This window comes from Microbacterium sp. CCNWLW41 (genome assembly GCF_037083505.1).
The window spans coordinates 101,098-120,259 of the sequence record NZ_JBAOJP010000013.1 but is presented as its reverse complement, the minus strand read 5'-3'; the positions used below and the strand labels follow the sequence as shown (position 1 = coordinate 120,259).

Here is a 19,162-nt window from a genome sequence, read left to right as displayed (position 1 = left end):
CCCGGCCATGACACGGAGGAGGACCCACGATGGCAACGACGACTTCGAGGCAGAGCCGAGGGTGGGGGCTGTTCGCCCTCCCCGCCGTCGCGTTCGTGCTGGGCGTGTACGTGCTCTCGCTCGGCGTGCTCGTCATCCGCAGCGTCACGGAGCCGGACGGCGCACTGGGGCTCGGCGTCTACGCCTCCGTGCTCACCAGCAGCGGGTTCCAGAACGTCCTGATCAACACGGTCGTGCTGGCGATCGTCGCCGCGGTCCTGTCCGTGCTCATCGGCTATCCGATCGCGTACACGATCGCCCGGTCCCGCGGCGTGCTCCGCGGGTTCCTGTTCATCTGCGTGCTCACGCCGTACCTGACGTCGATCCTGATCCGCACGTTCGCGTGGCAGGTCGTGCTGGGGCAGCAGGGGCTGATCAACTCGGTGCTCGCCGCGCTCGGTCTGCCCAAGGCCGACCTCATCTACAACGCGATCGCCACGACGATCGGCCTCGTGCACTCCCAGCTCCCGCTCGTGGTGCTCATCCTCGTGCCCGTGATCCAGCGGGTCGACGCGAGCCGCATGCTCGCGGCGCGCAGCCTGGGAGCCGGCCCCGCGCAGGCGTTCTTCCGAGTCTTCCTCCCCGCGACCCGCCCCGGGATCCAGGTCACGTTCATCCTGGCGCTCGTCTACAGCGCGGGCTCGTTCGCCGTCCCTGCCCTGCTCGGCGGCAACTCGGGGCGCATGCTCGGCTCCTTCATCCACGGCTCGATCGAGGAGCAGGCGAACTACTCGGTCGCCGCCGCCGCCTCGGTGATCCTCGGGCTCGTCGTCTTCCTCATCCTCATCCTCTTCACGGTGCTCTCCCGGCAGAAGATCCAGAACGTCGTCGCCCCGCAGATCGCGGCGGCGCCGTCCGCGTCCGCCGCGGCGGGGCCGGGGTCCGCGGACGAGACGCAGGCGATCGCCCTCGCGCAGGCCGCGGGCGGCCGCGACGAGCCGACCGTGCGATCGTCGCTCGGGTCGCGTGCCCTCGGCGCCTTCGCCCAGGCGCTCGACCGCTCCCGGCTCAGCTATCTCAGGGGCGTCGGGACGGTCGTCTCGATCGTGCTCGCGGTCCTCGTCCTGATCCCCCAGCTGCTCGCGATCCCGATCTCGTTCTCCGGGGCCCGTGCGCTCGTGTTCCCGCCGCAGAGCTGGTCCACGACGTGGTACGCGAACTTCTTCCAGCCCACGTGGCTCGACCCCACGATCATCAGTCTGCGGGTGGGGGTGATCACCGCGCTGGCGGCCACCGCGCTCGGCATGCTGGCGGCGATCGCGGTCAGCCGGACGGCATCGCGCACCCTGCGCGGCGGGATCACGCCGTTCCTGCTGATCCCCTTGATCTTCCCGGCCGTCGTGGCGGCCGGAGCCTTCTTCATCGCCTTCCTCAAGGTCGGGCTCATCGACACCCAGACCGGGATCGTCCTCGCGCACATCTCGATCACGCTGCCTCAGGCGTTCATCATCACGCTCGCCGGGATGCAGACCCTGGATCCGGACTACGAGAGGGCGGCGGCCAGCCTCGGAGCGGGGCGCGCGCGGACCGTGCGTCGGATCCTGATCCCGCTGCTGTCGGGGCAGATCCTGGCCTCGCTCTTCCTCACCTTCATCACCTCGTTCGACGAGTCCACGATCGCGATCTTCCTCTCGGGGGTGAGCGTCAAGACGCTGCCCCGACGCATCTACGAGGCCCTCGCGGTGCAGACGGATCCGACGGTGGGCGTCGTGGCCGTCCTGTTCATGGCGCTCGTCGCCGTCGTCGGGATCGGCGCGGCGGTCGTCACGCGGCTGCGACGCCGCCACATCCAGGGAAGGAACCACACGTGAGCCTCAAGCTGTCGCTGCGGGACGTGACCAAGGAGTACCACGGGGTGAGGGTGCTGACGGTGCCCGAGCTCGACGTGCACGAGGGCGAGTTCTTCTCGCTGCTCGGGCCGTCCGGATCGGGCAAGACGACGACCCTCAAGCTCGTCGCGGGCTTCGAGGGGCTCACGACCGGGACGATCGACGTGGACGGCAGGGACATCGCCCCGGTGCCGGTCGAGAAGCGCAACATCGGCGTCGTCTTCCAGAACTACGCGCTGTTCCCGCACATGACCGTCGCGCAGAACATCGCCTTCCCGCTGGAGACCCGCCGTGTGCCGCGCGCCGAGATCGCGCGCCGGGTGGCGGAGGTCCTGGAGCTCGTCGACCTCACCGCGCACCGGGACAAGAACGCCGCCCTGCTGTCCGGCGGGCAGCAGCAGCGCGTGGCGATCGGGCGCACCCTCGTCTTCGAGCCGTCCCTGCTCCTCATGGACGAGCCTCTGGGCGCGTTGGACCGCAAGCTGCGCCAGCGCCTGCAGGAGGAGCTGCGGGCACTGCAGCGCTCGCTCGGGATCACGGTCGTCTACGTCACGCACGACCAGGACGAGGCGATGTCGATGAGCGACCGCATCGCGATCATGAACCACGGCGTCGTCGAGCAGCTCGGGGATCCGCGCGGGCTTTACGACCGCCCGGAGACGCTGTTCGTCTCGAACTTCCTCGGCGACAACAACACGCTCGCCGCGATCCAGGCCTCGGCTTCGTCGCTGCGGTTCGACGGCGGTGCCGAGGTGGCCTCGGCGTCCCGCTTCGCGCCCGGCACGCGGTTGTCGGCGACGCTGCGCCCGGAGCGGGTGAGCCTCGCCCGTGACGGCGGTCGCGTGCACGGCTCCACCCGCCTGACCGGGACGGTGACCGACGTCGTCGCGCTCGGCGCGGTGACCGCCTACCGCGTCGACGTGGCGGGGGTGGGACAGCTCAAGGCGACCGTCCAGCACAGCGGGGACTACTTCTCCGCGGTCCCCGGCGACGCCGTCGCGGTCGGCTGGAGCGGCGAGGACCTGCACCTCTTCGCGGACTCCGGCACGGCCCCCGACGACGGACTCGGGGATGACTGACTCGCGGGAGCTCCTCCTCGCTCCCGGACCCTACGCGCCCGCCGACGGCTTCCGGCTCCCGCTCGCATGGAGCCGGGAGAGGGCCGCGGAACTGAGGCGTCGTGTCGACCCCGAGGGGCGCACCGGGGTCCTGCTGCTGGACCCGTGGAACATCGTGACCTTCACCGGGCTGTGGGCGCTGACCACCGAGCGGCTGCTCGCCGCGTACCTGCCTCCGGACGGCTCGGCCCCGACCTGGTTCTACCCGTGGCTCGACCACGAGCTCGTGACGACGTGGTGGTACGGGGACGGGGACTGCTACTTCGACGTCCCCGACGTGCCGGGGCAGTTCCCCCCGCACGGCACGGCGACGGCCGGGCCGGGACAGGACCGCTGGGAATGGCTGTTCGAGCGTCTGCGGCATCGGGGGCTGCGGCCCGCGGCGGGCGCGGTCGACGGGTTCGTCGTCGACGCGGAGCTGCCGATCGCCGCGCGCGAGGCGGCGGAGAGGTCGTTCGGGGGCGTTCCCGCCTCTGTCGCGCACCACGCCATGGCGATGCGCATGGTCAAGACGGACGAGGAGCTCGCGCTCTGGTCCCGCGCCTACCGCTACTTCGACGATGTCCATGCGTACGCGCGGGACCGGATCCGCGAGCGCGACCCGCTTCTGACGGACGCGCGTCTGCGGCTGGACATGTCGGGACGGGTCCTGGACGAGATCATGGCCGACTACGGAGCGGATCGCTCCGTGCACGGACCGGTCGGGATCACGGTCGACCTGGGCTGGGTGCGTGCGGGGCGCATCACCGGCCTTCCCCACCCGAACCAGGTCCGTCATGCGGTGATCGCGGACCAGCGCACCGTACAGGTGTCCGGGATCGTCCAGGTCGGCGGGTGCGGGGGAGAGCTGTACCGTCCCTATCTCCTCGCGGAGCCCACGGCGCACGAGCGACGTCTCTGGACGACCGCGCGCGACGGCTGCCTCCTGCTGCGCGACGCGCTGCGGGCCGGTCGGACCGGGGGCGAGGTCGCCCAGGACGTCCACGGGTTCCAGCGCGCGAACGGCGTCGAGCGCTACGCGGCCACCCGGCCCTCGCACGGCCAGGGGATGGAGGGGCACCAGCCGCCCTACATCGCGCTCGGCGAGACCACCGTCCTGCAGCCGGGGATGTGCTTCTCGGCGGAACCGGGCCTCTACGACCCCGCGGGCGGGTTCGGGGCGAACTTCTCCGACACGTTCGTGGTCCAGGCGGAGGGGCCGGCGGTCCAGCTCTCGCGGCTGCCGTGGAGCGAGGAATGGTGCTGGCTCGGATGACGGGGACGGAGGTCGACGACGATCTGTCCCGGTGGGACTGGATGCGCGGGGATCCGGAGCAGCCACCGCTGGACGAGTGGCTCGCCGAGCGAGCCGCCGAGCGTGCGGCCTTCCGGCAGGATCCCGGGGTCCGGCCCCTGCGCGAGCGCGCTGCGGCGGCGCTCGCGTCCGCCACCGCCCTCGGTCATCAGGGCACCCCGTTCCTCGCCGGCGGCGCCGTGCTCAGCCTCGACCGGCTGCCCGGACACGCGCACCGGACGATCGTGCGGCGCGCGCCGGGCGCTCCGGCGCCTCATCCGCTGCTCGACGGGGCGGGCGCCGGGATCGACTGGTTCCACCCCAGCCCCACGGGCCGCTTCCTCGCCCTCGGCCGCTCGCAGCGCGGATCCGAGCAGTCGGTCGGCACCGTGCTCGACACCGGGACCGGGAGGCTCCTCGCCGATCGGCTCTTCGGCGTGCGTCACGCGTGCGTCTCGTGGCTGCCCGCGGAGGACGCCTTCGTCTACAGCCGTTACCCCGGAGGACGGGACTACGGTCGCGAGCTCTGGATCCACCGCCTCGGCGAGAGCCAGGGCGCCGACGTCCTGCTCTGGCCGAACACCCCCGACAGCACCGACTGGCCCGACGTGGAGGTCTCGCCGGACGGGACACGCGCGCTCGTGCACGTCTCGATCGGGTGGACGCGGACCGACGTGTACCTGGTCGACCTGCGGGACGGGAGCCGCGCGGCGCTCGTCGAGGGCCGAGAGGCGATGACGCGCCTGCACTTCACCCCCTCCGGAGGGATCCTCGGCGTCACCGGGATCGACGCCCCGCGCGGACGGCTGGTCCGCGTGGAGCCGGGCGACCCCGGGCCCGCGCACTGGCAGGAGCTCCTGCCGGAGGGAGAGGCGGTGCTGGAGGACTGCTCCGCGCGAGACGACGGGGTGTTCCTCGTCGGCGAGCGGGAGATGTCCGGCGTCGTCGGCTTTCTCCCCCTCTCCGTCGAAGCCCCTGCGCCGTCCGCCGCGGACGATGTCGAGTGGGCCCGGCTCGGGATCGGGGACGTGGGGATCGCGTGGCCCACACCGGGGCGCTCGACCATGCGCGACCGTGTCGTCCGCCACCGGGCCCACCGGACCGCCGTGTTCGCGTGGTCGAGCCTCACCGCTCCCGCACGGATCATGGAGTGGACGCCCGGCTCGGCGCCGCGCCCGCTCGACCCCGGTGAACCCGTCGACGAGTCCTTCCGGACCCGGTCCCTCTCCGTGGAGGCGGGCGACGGGGAGCACGTCCCCGCGCTGGTCCTCGAGCCGGTCGGCGCCGACGCGCCGCTCCCGACGCTCCTGCACGGGTACGGCGGGTTCGGGCTGTCCTCCACCGGCGGGTACTCGGACGTGGCGCGGGCCTGGGTCGCTCTGGGCGGGCGCTACGTCGTGGCCGGTCTGCGGGGTGGACGGGAACGCGGCGCGGCCTGGCACGAGGCGGGCAGGCTCCAGCGGCGGCAGCGGGTCTTCGACGACTTCGCCGACGTGGCCGACGCCCTCGTCTCGCGGGGACTGTGCACCCGGGAGCGCCTCGCGATCTGGGGCAGCAGCAACGGCGGGCTGCTCATCGCGGCCACGATCGTCCGGCGTCCGGACCTCTGCGCGGCCGCGCACGCCGCGGTCCCGATGACGGACATGCTCGGGTACCACCGCCTCTCGATCGCACGGCTCTGGGCCGGGGACTTCGGCGATCCGACGGATCCCGGCGCGCGGCCCTGGATCCGCGCCTCCTCCCCGATGCACAACCTGCCGGACGGATCCGTGGCGCTGCCCGACATCATCGTCACGACAGGACGCAACGACACGCGGGTCGCCCCGTTCCACTCGTACGCGTTCGTCGAGGCGCTGCGCGAGCGGCGGGACCAGGCGGCCCGATCGGCGCTGCTGCTGGCCGAGGACCCGGACGCCGGGCACGGCGTCGGCAAGCCCGCGGACGCCTTCGTCGACGAGCGGGCCGACGTCTTCGCGCTCTTCCTCTCCGCGTTCGCACGGTGTCTCGGGGAGAGGGGCGACGCCGAGGACGACGCGGCTGATTCGGTCTCGTTATGAGCGTCATCGGGTACGGAGGAGCACGGGCCCGGCTGACCTACGCTGGCCCCGCGAGCGCATCACGCCCGCCGCACGACAGCCCCTCCGAAGGAGTCACATGAGCACCGCCGTCGAGACCGAGCGCGCGATCGAGCGCGTCGTGCACTCCGTCGCCTACATCCTCGACGCCGGGGAGTACGACCGGATGGGCGAGGTCTTCCACGCCGACGTCCTCTTCTCGAACCCGGGACGACTCGAGGCGCAGGGCCTGGCGACGCTCATCGAGCGCTTCCGGGGCATCGCGAACCCGGCGCGGAGCCACGCCAACTCCAACGTCGTCGTCACCCTGGTCGACGAGCGCACCGCCACCTCGGTCTGCAAGGCGCACACCGTGCGGTCCGACGGCGAGGTGGCTCCGGCGGAGTACCGGGACGTGCTCACGCTCACGGACGAGGGCTGGCGGATCTCGGAGCGCCGGATCCGTCCCCTCTGAGACGGACCGGAGCGCGAGGGCCAGGACAGGACACAGGAGGAGCGACATGACGGACGGCTTCGATGCGATCGTGGTCGGCGGCGGCCACAGCGGACTCGTCGGCGCCTTCTACCTGGCGCGCGCCGGCTGGAAGGTGCTCGTGCTGGAGGCCAGGAGCGTGGTCGGCGGCTGCTGCGTGACCGAAGAGGTCGTCCCGGGGTACCGGTGCAGCGCCGTCTCCAACTCGAGCCACAGTCTCGATCCCCGCATCATCGCCGACATGGAGCTGACCTCGTTCGGGCTGCGGTACACGTCCCCGCCGCTCGGGTCGCTCACGCTGTTCGAGGACGGGCAGGCGTTCGTGCCGTGGCCGGATCGCGCGCAGCGCCGCGCGCAGGTGGAGCGGTTCGCGCACGGACCGTCCGACGTCGAGGGCTTCTTCGGCGTCCTGGAGCGCATCCGCCGGGTGGCCCAGCGGATGCGCGTCTCGTTCCACGAGGCGCCGCCCACACTGGCAGAGGTCGCGGCGCGGTTCACCACCGCGGAGGAGACCGAGGACTTCAACGCGCTGATGTTCGGGAGCGTCGGCGACCTCCTCGACCAGCATCTGTGCTCGCCGCATCTCAAGGCGTTCTTCGCCGCGACCGCCGTGGCGACGAACCTCGTCGGCCCGTACACCCCGGGGTCGGCCTATCTGCTGCTGCAGCGGCCCCTGTACGAGGAGTCGATGGCCGCGTTCGGCGTCGACGACCGCAACGACCTGATGATGAAGAACGCGGCGCCCCTGGGTGGCATCGGATCGGTCACCCAGGCCATGGCGCGCTCGGCCGAGGCGCGGGGAGCGCGGATCGAGGTCGACGCCCCGGTCGAGCGGATCCTCACCGACGGGGGACGGGTCGTCGGGGTGCGACTGGTCGACGGGCGGGAGTTCTTCGCTCCCCGGGTGCTCTCCAACGCCGACCCCAAGCGCACCCTCACCGAGCTCGTCCGCCCGGAGGACCTTCCGGACGAGTTCGTCGCCCGCGCGCGGCGGCTCAAGATGGACGGCACGAGCGCCAAGGTCCACATCGCGATGACCGGCGCGCCGCGGTTCGCCGCCGCCGAGGACGAGGCGCAGAACGAGCTGTTCCTCCCGACGAACTTCCGCGTCGCCTCCTCGATGGAGGTCCTCCAGGAGGCCTACAACGAGGCGATCATGGGTCGATGGTCGCGGCGGGTCACCGTGACGGGACTGATGGACTCGGCGATCGATCCCGAGGTCGTCGACACCCCGGGCCATCACATCATGAGCCTCAGCGTCCGCGGTGTCCCGTACCACCTCGCGGAGGGCACCTGGGACGACCAGCGCGACGAGCTCGGCGAGGCCGTGCTGGCGACGGTCGCGACGCACATGCCCAACGTGCCGGACATCCTCGATGCCGTGCACGTCTACACGCCCCTCGACCTCGAGCGGGAGTTCGGGCTCGTGGAGGGATCCGGGTCGCACGGGGACATCGTCCCGGGCCGGATCCTCGACGCCCGACCCCTCGCCGGCGCCGCCGACTACACGACGCCGCTGAAGGGGCTGTACCTCTGCGGGGTCGGGACCTGGCCGGGCAACTTCATGAGCGGGGTCACCGGGCACAACGCCAGCAATCGGATGATCGCGGACCGGGAGAACGGCACGACGGCCTACGACGAGATGGAGCCGCAGGTCGGCTGACCAGCGCATCGGCAGGAGACCGCCCTGCCCCACCCTGCCCTCTGCGGGCGACATGAAAGGACGACCCATGATCATCGGACGCGGACACCGCGACGGAGCCCCCTCGGGCAAGCGCGACGAGACCACCACCGGCGGGGTCTGGTCGGACATCCTCCTCAACCAGGACGGCGTGCGCTCCGCCAACATCATGTTCCCGCCGGGGGGACGCACCCACTGGCACACCCACCCCGGCGGCCAGTTCATCTACACGCTGCAGGGCGAGGGATGGATCCAGGAGCGGGGCGGGGAGCGGGTCGTCGTGCGTCCGGGCGACGTCGTGTGGACCGAGCCGAACGTGGAGCACTGGCACGGCGCGACCGACACCAACCTCGTCACCCAGGTGATCCTGCACTTCGAGGACGTGCGCTGGACCGGTCCGGTCAGCGACGAGGAGTACGCGGCGTCATGACCGGAACGGGGGGTGCGCCGTCGCGGATGCTGATCGGGGGCGCATGGATGCCCGCGGTCTCCGGCGCGACCTTCGCGGTGTGGGATCCGGCGACCGGAGACCGCCTCGCCGACGTCGCGGACGCCGGCTCCGCGGACGTCCGCGCCGCGATCGCGGCGGCGGGCGCGGCGTGGGAGGGCTGGCGGGACACCGTCGCGTCCGACCGGTACGCGACCCTCCAGCGCGCGGTCGCGCTCCTCCGGGACCGTCAGGGCAGGATCGCCGACCTCATCGTGCGGGAGACCGGCAAGCCGCTCGCCGAGGCGAGGGGCGAGATCGCGAACAGCCTGCGGTTCTTCGACTTCTTCAGCCACGAGGCGCTGCGCCTGCCCGGCGAGTACTGGCCGCGGGTCCAGGAGGACCGGGACGCGTACGTCGTCCACGAACCCGTCGGTGTGGTCGCCGCGATCACCCCGTGGAACTTCCCCGCCTTCATGGTCGCCTGCAAGGTCGGCGCGGCGCTCGCCGCCGGCTGCGCGGTCGTGCTCAAGCCCGCCGAGCAGACGCCGCTGACCGCCCTCGCGATCGCCGAGGCGTTCGTGGACGCCGGTCTTCCCGCGGGCGTCCTGTCGGTGGTGCCCACGAGCGATCCGGCCGCGATCGGAGAGGTGCTCCTGGAGCACCCCGAGGTCGCGTGCCTCACGTTCACGGGCTCGACGGCCGTGGGGCAGCGTCTGCTCGCGGGAGCCGCCGGCGGCGTGAAGAGGATGCTCCTGGAGCTCGGCGGCAACGCCCCCGTGATCATCACCGAGGACGTGGAGGTCGACGCGGTCGTCCGTCATGTCGTCCGGGCGCGCTACGCGAACGCCGGACAGGCGTGCGTGGCGGCCAACCGCGTCTATGTGCACCAAGGGGTGGCCGATCGCTTCGTCGCGCGCTTCACGGATGCCGTGCGCGGCCTCCGCGTCGGGGATCCGTGGGACGCGGCGACGGACATCGGCCCGCTGATCGACCGGCGGGCGGTCGAGACCCTGGAGGATCAGGTCGCGCGCGCCCTGGCGGGCGGCGCGTCGCTCGTCGCCGGGGGGCGACGGGTCCGCGACACCGCGACCAGCGCGTTCCTGGAGCCGGGCGTGCTCACGTCCGAGGGAGGGATCGGCGTCTTCTCGGAGGAGTTCTTCGGACCGATCGCGAGCGTCGTGGTCGTCCAGGACGACGACGAGGCGGTGCGCCGGGCCAACGACACCACCTACGGGCTGAGCGCGTACGTGTTCAGCGGGGACGAGGGGCGGGGGCGCCTCATCGCCGACCGCGTCCGCAGCGGGAACGTGGGCGTCAACTGCGCGCTGACGAGCGATCCGGCCCTCCCCTTCGGCGGGGTTCGGATGAGCGGGATCGGACGCGAGCGCGGTCGCGCCGGCGTCCTGGAGTTCCTCGAGAGCAAGACGATCCAGATCGCGCGGCGCTGAGGCGCCCGCGGGAGAAAGCGGGAGAGAAGGAGCGGAGATGGCCAACGAACTGTGCATCGTCGGAGGGCGCGTCCTCACCATGGACGCGGAGGACCGCGTCGCCCAGGCGCTTCGGAGCGTGAACGGCGAGATCGTGGCGGTCGGGACGGACGAGGAGATCCTCGCCGCCGCGACGGCGGACGCCGAGATCGTGGACGTCAAGGGGGCCACGGTCCTCCCGGGCCTGATCGACGCCCACTCCCACATCGAGATGCTGGCGTACGCATGGGAGCTGGCCGAGGACGTCCGCGCCTCCCGGGTCTCGTCCATCGAGGAGCTCGTGCTGGCCCTGCGCGCCAGGGCGGGACGCACGCCGGAGGGCGAGTGGGTGATCGGCCACGGTCAGCACTTCCAGGACTCCCTCTTCGCGGAGCAGCGGTTCCCGGACCGGCACGACCTCGACCGCGTCTCGACGAGCCATCCGGTCATGTACCGCTCCAGCTTCCACACGAACATCTTCAACTCGGCGGCCCTCGCGCGCATGGGCGTGACGGCGGCCACGCCGGACGCCCCCGGCGGACGCATCGAACGGGACGAGGACGGCGAGCCCACGGGACGCACCTTCGACATGTTCGCGGCCATCGGCGGTCCGCAGGCCCCCGTCCCCGTGCTCGCGGACGCGATCGAGCGGGTCCAGGAGATGTACCTCCGCGTCGGGGTCACGGGACTCGGCGAGATCTCGCTGCTCTCCCACGGCCTCGACGCCGTGCTGGACCTCGCTCGTCGCGGGGAGCTGAAGCTGCGCACGACCTCGTACGCGACGTACCCCAACGTGGTGGACGAGGAGACCGTGACCGGTGGCGCGCTGGCGCAGAGGTTCGAGGGCATCGACGAGGATCGCCTCAAGCTCGGCGGCGTGAAGCTCTTCCTCGACGGCGGCCTCACGTCCCTCGCCGCCGCGCTCACCGAGGACTACCCGGACAAGCCCGGCTACCGCGGCGAGCTCGCCTACGAGCAGGAGGAGCTTCGTGCCTGGGTGTCGCGGGTGAGCGGGCTCGGGCTCCAGATCGCGATCCACGCGATCGGAGACAGGGCGCTCGACGAGGCGCTGGACGCGATCGAGGCCGCCGGCGACGGCGCCCGACGGCTCCGGCACCGGATCGAGCACGCGGGCAACCTCTGGATGACGCCGGAGCGCATCGCCCGTCTGGTCGAGCTCGGGGCGGTCCCCGTCCCCCAGCCCGCGTTCATCCTCACCACCGCGCTCGGGTACCGTCGACACCTCGGTGACCGCATCGGCGACCTGATGCCGTTCCGCAGCCTGATCGACGCGGGCCTCGCGCTGGTCGGCAACAGCGACGCGATCGGCATCACCGCCGATCAGCACGACCCGTTCCCGGCGATCCAGGCGGTGATCACCCGGCACACCCACGACGGTCAGCCGGTGGATCCGCACCAGGCGCTGACCCTCATGGAGTCGCTGGGGATGTACACCCGGGACGCGGCGTACGCCGTGCAGCGGGAGGACGAGATCGGATCCCTGGAGCCGGGAAAGCGCGCCGATTTCGTCATCCTGGACGAGGACCTCCTCACGCTCGACGCGGAGGACATCGGGGCGATCCGTCCGCGCGAGACGTGGATCGACGGCGAGCGCGTGTATGCGCGCGACGTGCTTCCCGAGGGGTGATCCCGATGGGGCACGGCCCGGACCGCACGGCGACGACGTGGTGCGCGGAGGCGATCCGCCTGCTCCAGGCGGACGCCACCCGCAGCGCCGACACCCACCTCCACCTGTTCCCGCTCGCGCCGGAGTGGGGCATCGACCTGTATCTCAAGGACGAGTCCGTCCATCCGACCGGATCCCTCAAACACCGCCTGGCGCGCTCGCTCATCCTCTACGCGCTGGTGAACGGGCGGATCGGACCGGAGACGACGCTCGTGGAGGCGTCGAGCGGCTCCACGGCCGTGTCCGAGGCGTACTTCGCGCGGATGCTGGGGCTGGACTTCGTCACGGTGCTGCCCCGGACGACCAGCCGCGAGAAGATCGAGCTGATCGAGTTCTACGGCGGGCGCTGCCACTTCGTCGACCGTGCCCCGGAGATGTCGGGAGCGGCCGAGCGCCTGGCGGCCGAGGTCGGCGGCTACTTCCTCGACCAGTTCACGAACGCCGAGCGGGCGACGGACTGGCGGGGCAACAACAACATCGCCGAGAGCGTGTTCGGGCAGATGGCCGAGGAACGGCACCCGATCCCCGCGTGGATCGTCGTCGGTGCGGGGACGGGCGGCACGAGCGCGACCTTCGGCCGCTACGCGCGCTACCGGCGTCACCCCACGAGGATCGCCGTCGCGGACCCGGAGGGATCGGCCTTCGCCGAGGCCTGGCGGAGCGGGGACATGACCGTCACGACCGGCAGGGGGTCGCGCATCGAGGGGATCGGTCGTCCCCGGGTGGAGCCCTCGTTCGTGCCGACCGTGATCGACGAGATGTTCTCCGTGCCCGATGCCGCCTCGATCGCGGCGATCCGGATGCTCCGCGAGCGGACGACCCACTGGGCGGGCGGATCCACGGGCACCAGTCTCGTCGCGGCGTTCCAGATCATCGCCCGCATGCGCGAGCGCGGGCAGACCGGCAGCGTCGTCGCCCTGATCTGCGACGGGGGCGCGCGCTACGCGCACACGTACTACTCCGACGACTGGGTCCGTGAGCAGGGGATGGACCTGCGTCCGCACCGGGAGCGGATCGACGCCTTCCTGGCGACCGGGCGGTGGCGCGACTGATCCGGCGGGGTGCCTGAGTCCGCGTCCGGCCTCGGCGGGCAAGGGGTCAGACGACGACCGATCCGGGGCGGTTCAGCCGCCACGGGGTGCCGTCGAGGCCGGCGATGACACCGGTCGTCAGCTTGACGGCGGGGATGGAGGACCGCTCCGGCATGGTCGCCACGTGGATCGTCCGGTACTCCTGGGGGTTCGTGGGCTTGATCACGCAGCCCCGGGGGATCGCCGCGGTCGTGAGGGGGAGCCGCGGCAGCAGCGACACGCCGAACCCGCGCGCGACGAGGCCGAGCACGGCGATGAAGTTATCGGTCGTCATGGAGACCTTCGGCGTGAATCCCAGGTTCCGGCAGACCTCCTCGGTGTGCCATCCGGAGATCCAGTCGTCGTCCTCGAGGTCCACGAGATCGACCGTGGTCTCGTCGGCGAGGGGGTGGTCGCGGGGGAGAACGGCGTAGAGGGGGTCGACGAACAGTGCGTTCGACTCGATGCCGAAGCTCTCGAACGCCGCGTCCATCTCCGCCGCGTCGTATCCGCACACGAGGGCGACGTCGCACTCCCCGCTGGCGAGGGCCTCCAGGGAGTCGTGCGGCTCGGACTCGGTGTAGGAGATGGCGATGCCGGGGCGGGCCGTGCGTACGTCGTTGAGCAGGGTCGGCACGAGCGTGGACGAGGCGGACGGGAAGCCGCGCAACCGGACGTTCCCCGACCGCAGCTGGGTGAGCCCGTCGAGCTGGGTGAGGACGTCGTCGACCGCGCCGATGACCTGCGGCGCGATCGCCGCGATCGCCGCGCCGGCCTCGGTGAGCTTGATGCGCCGCCCCAGACGGGTGATGAGCGGCATGCCGATCCGGCTCTCCGCGCGTTGGAGGTGCTGGCTGACCGCCGGCTGGCTGTATCCGAGCCGTTGCGCGGCGGCGGTGATGGACCCTTCCTCCTCGATGGCGCTGAGGATGCGGATCGTGCGCAGCTCGATGTCTCGGGCGCCTTCGCCGGTGGGGGTCATGCTCTCACGCTACCGCCGCGCAGGTCCGGGCGCCCGCGGCGTGACGGGTGGTGACGGCCCGGCGACGCCGCCGGTGGGACACCGCCGAAATGTCGGCTCGCCGATCTGGCGTGCATGCGGCGGCAGGAGCACACTGTCGGTGATGCCGGGGGATCCGGCCGAGCCGAAGGAGCTGTGATGACGTACCGAGTCGGATACTTCGTGGGGAGCCTGTCCTCCACATCCATCAACCGCGTGCTGTCCCGGGCGCTGATCCGGCTGGCGCCGGACGACCTGGAGTTCCACGAGATCGGGATCGGCGGCCTGCCGCTGTACAGCTCGGACTTCGATGCCGACTACCCGGCGGAGGGTCGTGAGCTCAAGGCGGCGATCGAGTCCAGCGATGCCGTGCTGTTCGTGACGCCGGAGTACAACCGCTCGATCCCGGGCGCTCTGAAGAACGCGATCGACTGGGCCTCCCGCCCCTGGGGCCAGAACTCGTTCGACCACATCCCGGCGGCGGTGATCGGCGCCTCGATCGGCGCCATCGGCACGGCCTTGGCGCAGCAGTCGCTGCGCAGTGTCCTGTCGTTCTGCAACGCCCGGCAGATGACGGCGCCGGAGGCGTACATCCACTTCAGCCCCGAGGTGTTCCTTGAGGACGGGACGATCACGAAACCCGACACGGAGGAGTTCCTGAGGGCCTACATGGCCGAGTTCCGCGAGCACATCGAGCGCGTGCTCACCGTGCTCCCGCGTCAGCAGGGGGAGTGACCCCCGGGGGTTCCCGGTGCAAGCGTGCCGGGACCGGCCCGGGACGGGCGGTGCCACAATGGGCGCATGGCGGGCGGGGGCGGTGAGGAGCTCGAGTCGGCACGCGTGGCGCGCGTGCTGCGCGAGGAGATCCTGCACGGCGACCGGGCGCCGGGGTCCCGCCTGATCGAGCGGGACATCGCCGCGGCGCTGGGGGTGAGCCGTCTTCCCGTGCGCGAGGCGATCCGCAAGCTCGGCGCCGAGGGGATCGTCGTGTCGCGTCCGCGCTCGTGGGCGACGGTCCGGATCTTCACCGAGCGGGACATCGAGGAACTCGGTGAGGTCCGTGACGCCCTGGAGGGCTTCCTGTTCGTGCTCGCGGCCCGCCGCCACGACGAGCCCGGACTCGCGCGTCTGCGCGCGGTCATCGAGGCCGAGCGCGCCGCGGCCCTGCGCGGCGACCACGCCGGCGCGCAGGACGCGGCGGCGGAGTTCCACCTCGCGGTCACCCGTCTCGCGAACAACTCCGCCTTCGACGAGATCGTCTCCGGCACCCTGACCCGTCTGCGGTGGGTCTTCGGCCAGCACGACGACCTCGGCGGCATGGTCGACGAGCATGAGGCGCTGTACGAGGCGATCGCCGCGAGGGACGAGGCACTCGTCCGCGAGCGGATCACCGATCATCTGCGCCGCGGGCGCGTGCAGGCGATGCGTCGCCTCCGGGCACTCCCCGTCGAGCGGTGACCGCGTCGCCGAGCGCCGCGTGCCCTCGCCTCGACGGGCGGATCCGCCCCGTCCGTGTCGCCGGGAGCGGGTACGCTCGAAGCCTGAGGAGGTAGCGGTGGGACGGACTGCGGATGCCATCGCCGAAGGCGTCGCCATCGCGACGTCGGCCGCGCGCCTCGTCGTGAAGAACCACATCCTGGTCGGGACGATCGGGCAGGGCGGATCCTTCGACGTGGAGCGTTACGTCCAGGATGCCCGGGATGCGCTGCGGGGTCTCGCCGCCGAGTCCGCCGAGGCGGCCGATCTCGCCACGCGGCTGCGCAAGCGCGCGCACGGGCGCCACTCCGACCCCGTCGGCACCCACGACTACCGCGACCGCGACGTGCGCAACCTGAAGCGGCGTGCCAAGCAGGCGGCGGGCGTGGCCCAGCGCCTGGAGGCCATGGCGGAGGACCACGAGGCGCTGCGTGAGCTGGTGGAGCAGGCCCGGCGCGCGGCGTGGGGCGACGTGGCCAGCAACCTGCAGCGCCGGTTCCAGGTCGAGGCCATGCGGCCGGACCAGGACCCCGACTACGCGGTGATGCGCGAGGCGCGCATGCAGGCGCTGCGCCTCGTCGATCTGCAGGCGCTCTCGTCGGAGCAGCGCGCGCGCCGCCGACGGCGCGAGAAGGCCGAGAAGGCCGCGGCCAAGGAGGCCGCGCGGGAAGAGCGCAAGGCTCGCCACAGCGGGTGAGGGGCGCTCATCCGGGACCTTTCGGGGCCGGCGGACGGGCGCTCCGGCTCGATTCGCGTTGCGCGACGCCGTGAGGTATTGTTGACGAGGCCCGCGAGAGCGGAACAAGCCGGAATGCGCCTCTAGCTCAATGGATAGAGCATCTGACTACGGATCAGAAGGTTGGGGGTTCGAGTCCCTCGAGGCGCGCACTGTGTTGAGACAGTAAGAGGAAGGCCCCGCTTCGGCGGGGCCTTCCTCGTCTCCGGGCGCTGTTCCTCGGATCCTCCTCCGGGTCAGCCCTCCGTGCGTGCCAGGAGGCGTCGCCGACGAGCGCGGCCGAGCTGACGGCGCAGCAGTCCATGGCGCGGGCTGAACAGGTACACGACCGCGAACACCGCGCCCTGGGCGAGCACCACCATGCCGCCGGAGGCCGTGTCGAGCCAGTAGCTCAGGTAGATGCCGAGGACCGAGCAGGTCACGGACAGCACCGGCGCGATCACCAGCATCCGGCCGAAACGGTCGGTGAGCAGGTACGCGGTGGCACCCGGGATGATCAGCATCGCGACGACGAGGATCACGCCGACGACCTGCAACGCCACCACCGAGGTGAGCGCGAGCAGTCCCAGCAGAAGGGCGCCGAGGAGGCGGGGGCTCAAGCCGATCGCGTGGGCGTGCGTGGGGTCGAAGGCGTAGAGCGTCAGGTCGCGCCGTTTCAGGACGAGGGCGAGGAAAGCGATCGCGCCGAGCACGCCGATCTGGATCAGGTCGCCGGTCGAGACGCCGAGGATGTTCCCGAAGATGATGTGGTTGAGGTCGGTCTGGCTCGGCGTGACCGAGATAAGGACCAGCCCGAGTGCGAACAGCGTCGTGAACACGATCCCGATGGCGGCGTCCTCCTTCACGCGACTCGTGCCGCGGACGAGCCCGATCAGGATGACGGCGAGGAACCCGAAGACCAGTGCTCCGAGGGCGAACGGGGCGCCGAGCACGTAGGCGATGACGACGCCGGGGAGCACCGCGTGCGACACGGCGTCGCCCATGAGCGACCAGCCGACCAGCACCAGCCAGCACGACAGGAGGGCGCAGACGATCGCCGCAATGGCGGTCGTGACCAGCGCGCGCACCATGAAGTCGTACGCGAGCGGTTCGAGGATCAGATCCCACGGGGTCATGCCGCGTCCCCCCGGTCCCGGCCGAGGACGTCGAGCCCGAAGGCCATCGCGAGGTGCTCCGGGCGGAGCACCTCCTCGACCCCCGCGTGCAGGAGCACCCGGCGCATCAGCAGGATCGCCTCGTCGGCGAGCTCCGGGAGCGCCTGGAGATCGTGCGTGGAGACGAGCACCGTCCTCCCGTCGGCGGACAGCTCGCGCAGCAGCCGCACGATGGTCGCCTCGGAGCGCTTGTCGACGCCGGCGAACGGCTCGTCCAGGAGCAGGATCTGCGCCCCCTGGGCGATCCCGCGGGCGACGAACGTGCGCTTCTTCTGCCCGCCGGAGAGCTGGCCGATCTGCCGGTCGGCGTACTCGGTGAGCTCCACCCGCTCCAGGGCCTCGGCCACGGCGGCGCGGTCGGCGGGTCGCGCCCGCCGGGTGAGTCCCTGCCGCCCGTACCGGCCCATCATCACGACGTCGCGCACGGAGACCGGGAAGGCCCAGTCCACGTCCTCGCTCTGCGGCACGTATCCGATGAGTCCGCGCTTGCGCGCTGCGGAGGGTTCGACGCCGTCGATGAGGACCCGCCCGCGGTCGGGGCGGACCATGCCCATGATCGTCTTGAAGAGCGTGGACTTGCCGGATCCGTTCATGCCGATCAGGCCGCACACGCGGCCGGAACCGACGCGGGCGGTCACGGCGTCGAGCGCGAGCACCTCGCCGTAGTGGACCGTGACGCCCTGGACGTCGATCGCGGCGGTCATCGGGCGCGCCCCGTCAGTGCGCGGGCGATGGTGTCGGCATCGTGGCGGATGAGGTCGAGATACGTCGGCACGGGGCCGTCCGCCTCGGAGAGGGAGTCGACGTACAGGGTCCCGCCGAAGACGGCGCCGGTCGCCTCCACCACCTGCTTCATCGGTCGATCCGAGACGGTGGACTCGCAGAACACCGCGGGCACGTCGTGGGCCTGGACGAACTCGATCGTCGCCGCGATCTGCTGCGGGGTCGCCTGCTGTTCGGCGTTCACCGGCCAGATGTAGCGCTCGGCCAGACCGGCGTCGCGGGCGAGGTAGGAGAACGCCCCCTCGCACGTCACGAGCGCGCGCTGACTCTCCGGCAGGGTGCTCAGCTCGTCGACGAGTTCATCCTGCACGGTCTGGAGCTCCGCTTTGTAGGCCTCGCCGTTCGCCGCGTAGTCGTCGGCGTGCGCCGGGTCGAGCTTGCGGAAGGCGTCCACCATGTTGTCCACGTAGAGCTGGACGTTCAGCGGGCTCATCCACGCGTGCGGGTTCGGTGTGCCCGCATACGCATCGGCGGTGATGTCCATCACCTCGACGCCGTCGGAGACGACGACGTGCGGCACGTCGAGCTCCTCCACGAACTGGGCGAACCACAGTTCGAGGTTCAGCCCGTTGTCGAGGATCAGGTCGGCGTCGGCGGCCCTGCGGATGTCGCCGGGCGTGGGCTCGTAGCCGTGGATCTCGGCTCCCGCCTTGGTGATCGACTCCACGGCGAGATGGTCGCCCGCGACGTTGCGGGCGATGTCCGCCAGCACGGTGAACGTGGTCAGGACCCGCGGGCGGTCGTCGGCGGGCGCGGCGCTCGGGCCCGCGCAGGCGGAGAGGACCAGGGACGACGCGAGCACGGTCGCGGCGAGCAGTCGGAGGCGAGGTTTAGGCATACCGAAACCCTATGTTTTCGGTGCACCGAAAACAA

Annotated in this window: 17 protein-coding genes and 1 tRNA gene; 14 read left to right on the top strand and 4 right to left on the bottom strand. The window is 71.6% G+C overall.

Features of this window, described 5'->3' with window-relative positions; genetic code table 11:
• The first annotated feature begins 29 nt into the window (after nt 1-29).
• From V6R91_RS33020 to V6R91_RS32975, 10 genes are all read left to right on the top strand, one after another.
• Nucleotides 30-1,850, top strand: a complete 1,821-nt coding sequence (locus tag V6R91_RS33020; protein WP_336398859.1) for an ABC transporter permease subunit — start codon at nt 30-32, stop codon at nt 1,848-1,850.
• Nucleotides 1,847-2,947, top strand: coding sequence for an ABC transporter ATP-binding protein (locus tag V6R91_RS33015; protein ID WP_336398858.1), 1,101 nt, complete (start codon nt 1,847-1,849; stop codon nt 2,945-2,947). Before V6R91_RS33020 ends, V6R91_RS33015 begins: the two co-directional genes overlap by 4 nt.
• Complete coding sequence (locus tag V6R91_RS33010) at nt 2,940-4,241, top strand: M24 family metallopeptidase (RefSeq protein ID WP_336398857.1); 1,302 nt, start codon at nt 2,940-2,942, stop codon at nt 4,239-4,241. Before V6R91_RS33015 ends, V6R91_RS33010 begins: the two co-directional genes overlap by 8 nt.
• Complete coding sequence (locus tag V6R91_RS33005) at nt 4,223-6,316, top strand: prolyl oligopeptidase family serine peptidase (RefSeq protein ID WP_336398856.1); 2,094 nt, start codon at nt 4,223-4,225, stop codon at nt 6,314-6,316. Before V6R91_RS33010 ends, V6R91_RS33005 begins: the two co-directional genes overlap by 19 nt.
• Before the next feature lie 97 nt (nt 6,317-6,413).
• The gene (locus V6R91_RS33000) at nt 6,414-6,788 is read left to right on the top strand and encodes a nuclear transport factor 2 family protein (RefSeq protein WP_067244381.1); all 375 of its coding nucleotides are present in this window, start codon (nt 6,414-6,416) and stop codon (nt 6,786-6,788) included.
• A 46-nt stretch (nt 6,789-6,834) separates the two neighbouring features.
• On the top strand, nt 6,835-8,469 hold the full coding sequence (locus V6R91_RS32995) for a phytoene desaturase family protein (protein ID WP_336398855.1): 1,635 nt from the start codon (nt 6,835-6,837) through the stop codon (nt 8,467-8,469).
• Between the two features lie 67 nt (nt 8,470-8,536).
• Nucleotides 8,537-8,917, top strand: a complete 381-nt coding sequence (locus V6R91_RS32990; protein WP_336398854.1) for a cupin domain-containing protein — start codon at nt 8,537-8,539, stop codon at nt 8,915-8,917.
• Nucleotides 8,914-10,365 (top strand): aldehyde dehydrogenase family protein, encoded by a 1,452-nt coding sequence (locus V6R91_RS32985; protein WP_336398853.1) that lies wholly within the window; start codon nt 8,914-8,916, stop codon nt 10,363-10,365. Before V6R91_RS32990 ends, V6R91_RS32985 begins: the two co-directional genes overlap by 4 nt.
• A 37-nt stretch (nt 10,366-10,402) precedes the next feature.
• Nucleotides 10,403-12,031: an amidohydrolase gene (locus V6R91_RS32980; RefSeq protein WP_336398852.1), complete on the top strand. Its 1,629-nt coding sequence runs from the start codon at nt 10,403-10,405 to the stop codon at nt 12,029-12,031.
• 5 nt (nt 12,032-12,036) lie between these two features.
• Entirely contained in the window at nt 12,037-13,122 is a 1,086-nt protein-coding gene (locus tag V6R91_RS32975) for a PLP-dependent cysteine synthase family protein (RefSeq protein ID WP_067244395.1), read from the top strand.
• Between the two features lie 46 nt (nt 13,123-13,168).
• On the opposite strand, the gene V6R91_RS32970 is transcribed toward V6R91_RS32975, so the two are convergent.
• Nucleotides 13,169-14,122: a LysR family transcriptional regulator gene (locus tag V6R91_RS32970; protein WP_336398851.1), complete on the bottom strand. Its 954-nt coding sequence runs from the start codon at nt 14,120-14,122 to the stop codon at nt 13,169-13,171.
• Nucleotides 14,123-14,296: 174 nt separating this feature from the next.
• On the opposite strand from V6R91_RS32970, the gene V6R91_RS32965 reads away from it, so the two are divergent.
• The 4 genes from V6R91_RS32965 to V6R91_RS32950 all read left to right on the top strand — a co-directional run bounded on the left by V6R91_RS32965 (nt 14,297) and on the right by V6R91_RS32950 (nt 16,502).
• On the top strand, nt 14,297-14,875 hold the full coding sequence (locus tag V6R91_RS32965) for an NADPH-dependent FMN reductase (RefSeq protein ID WP_217996195.1): 579 nt from the start codon (nt 14,297-14,299) through the stop codon (nt 14,873-14,875).
• A 66-nt stretch (nt 14,876-14,941) separates the two neighbouring features.
• Nucleotides 14,942-15,598, top strand: coding sequence for a GntR family transcriptional regulator (locus V6R91_RS32960; RefSeq protein ID WP_336398850.1), 657 nt, complete (start codon nt 14,942-14,944; stop codon nt 15,596-15,598).
• 97 nt (nt 15,599-15,695) lie between these two features.
• Nucleotides 15,696-16,313 carry an asparagine synthase gene (locus V6R91_RS32955; RefSeq protein ID WP_336398849.1) on the top strand — a complete coding sequence of 206 codons (618 nt, stop codon included), beginning with the start codon at nt 15,696-15,698 and terminating at the stop codon, nt 16,311-16,313.
• Nucleotides 16,314-16,429: 116 nt separating this feature from the next.
• Nucleotides 16,430-16,502, top strand: a tRNA-Arg gene (locus V6R91_RS32950).
• An 86-nt stretch (nt 16,503-16,588) separates the two neighbouring features.
• On the opposite strand, the gene V6R91_RS32945 is transcribed toward V6R91_RS32950, so the two are convergent.
• From V6R91_RS32945 to V6R91_RS32935, 3 genes are read right to left on the bottom strand one after another with little or no spacing between them, the layout of a single operon-like run.
• Nucleotides 16,589-17,467, bottom strand: coding sequence for a metal ABC transporter permease (locus tag V6R91_RS32945; protein WP_336398848.1), 879 nt, complete (start codon nt 17,465-17,467; stop codon nt 16,589-16,591).
• Nucleotides 17,464-18,210: a metal ABC transporter ATP-binding protein gene (locus V6R91_RS32940; protein ID WP_336398847.1), complete on the bottom strand. Its 747-nt coding sequence runs from the start codon at nt 18,208-18,210 to the stop codon at nt 17,464-17,466. The genes V6R91_RS32945 and V6R91_RS32940 overlap by 4 nt, the downstream gene beginning before the upstream one ends.
• Nucleotides 18,207-19,127, bottom strand: a complete 921-nt coding sequence (locus V6R91_RS32935) for a metal ABC transporter substrate-binding protein (protein ID WP_336398846.1) — start codon at nt 19,125-19,127, stop codon at nt 18,207-18,209. The genes V6R91_RS32940 and V6R91_RS32935 overlap by 4 nt, the downstream gene beginning before the upstream one ends.
• Nucleotides 19,128-19,162 lie beyond the last annotated feature (35 nt).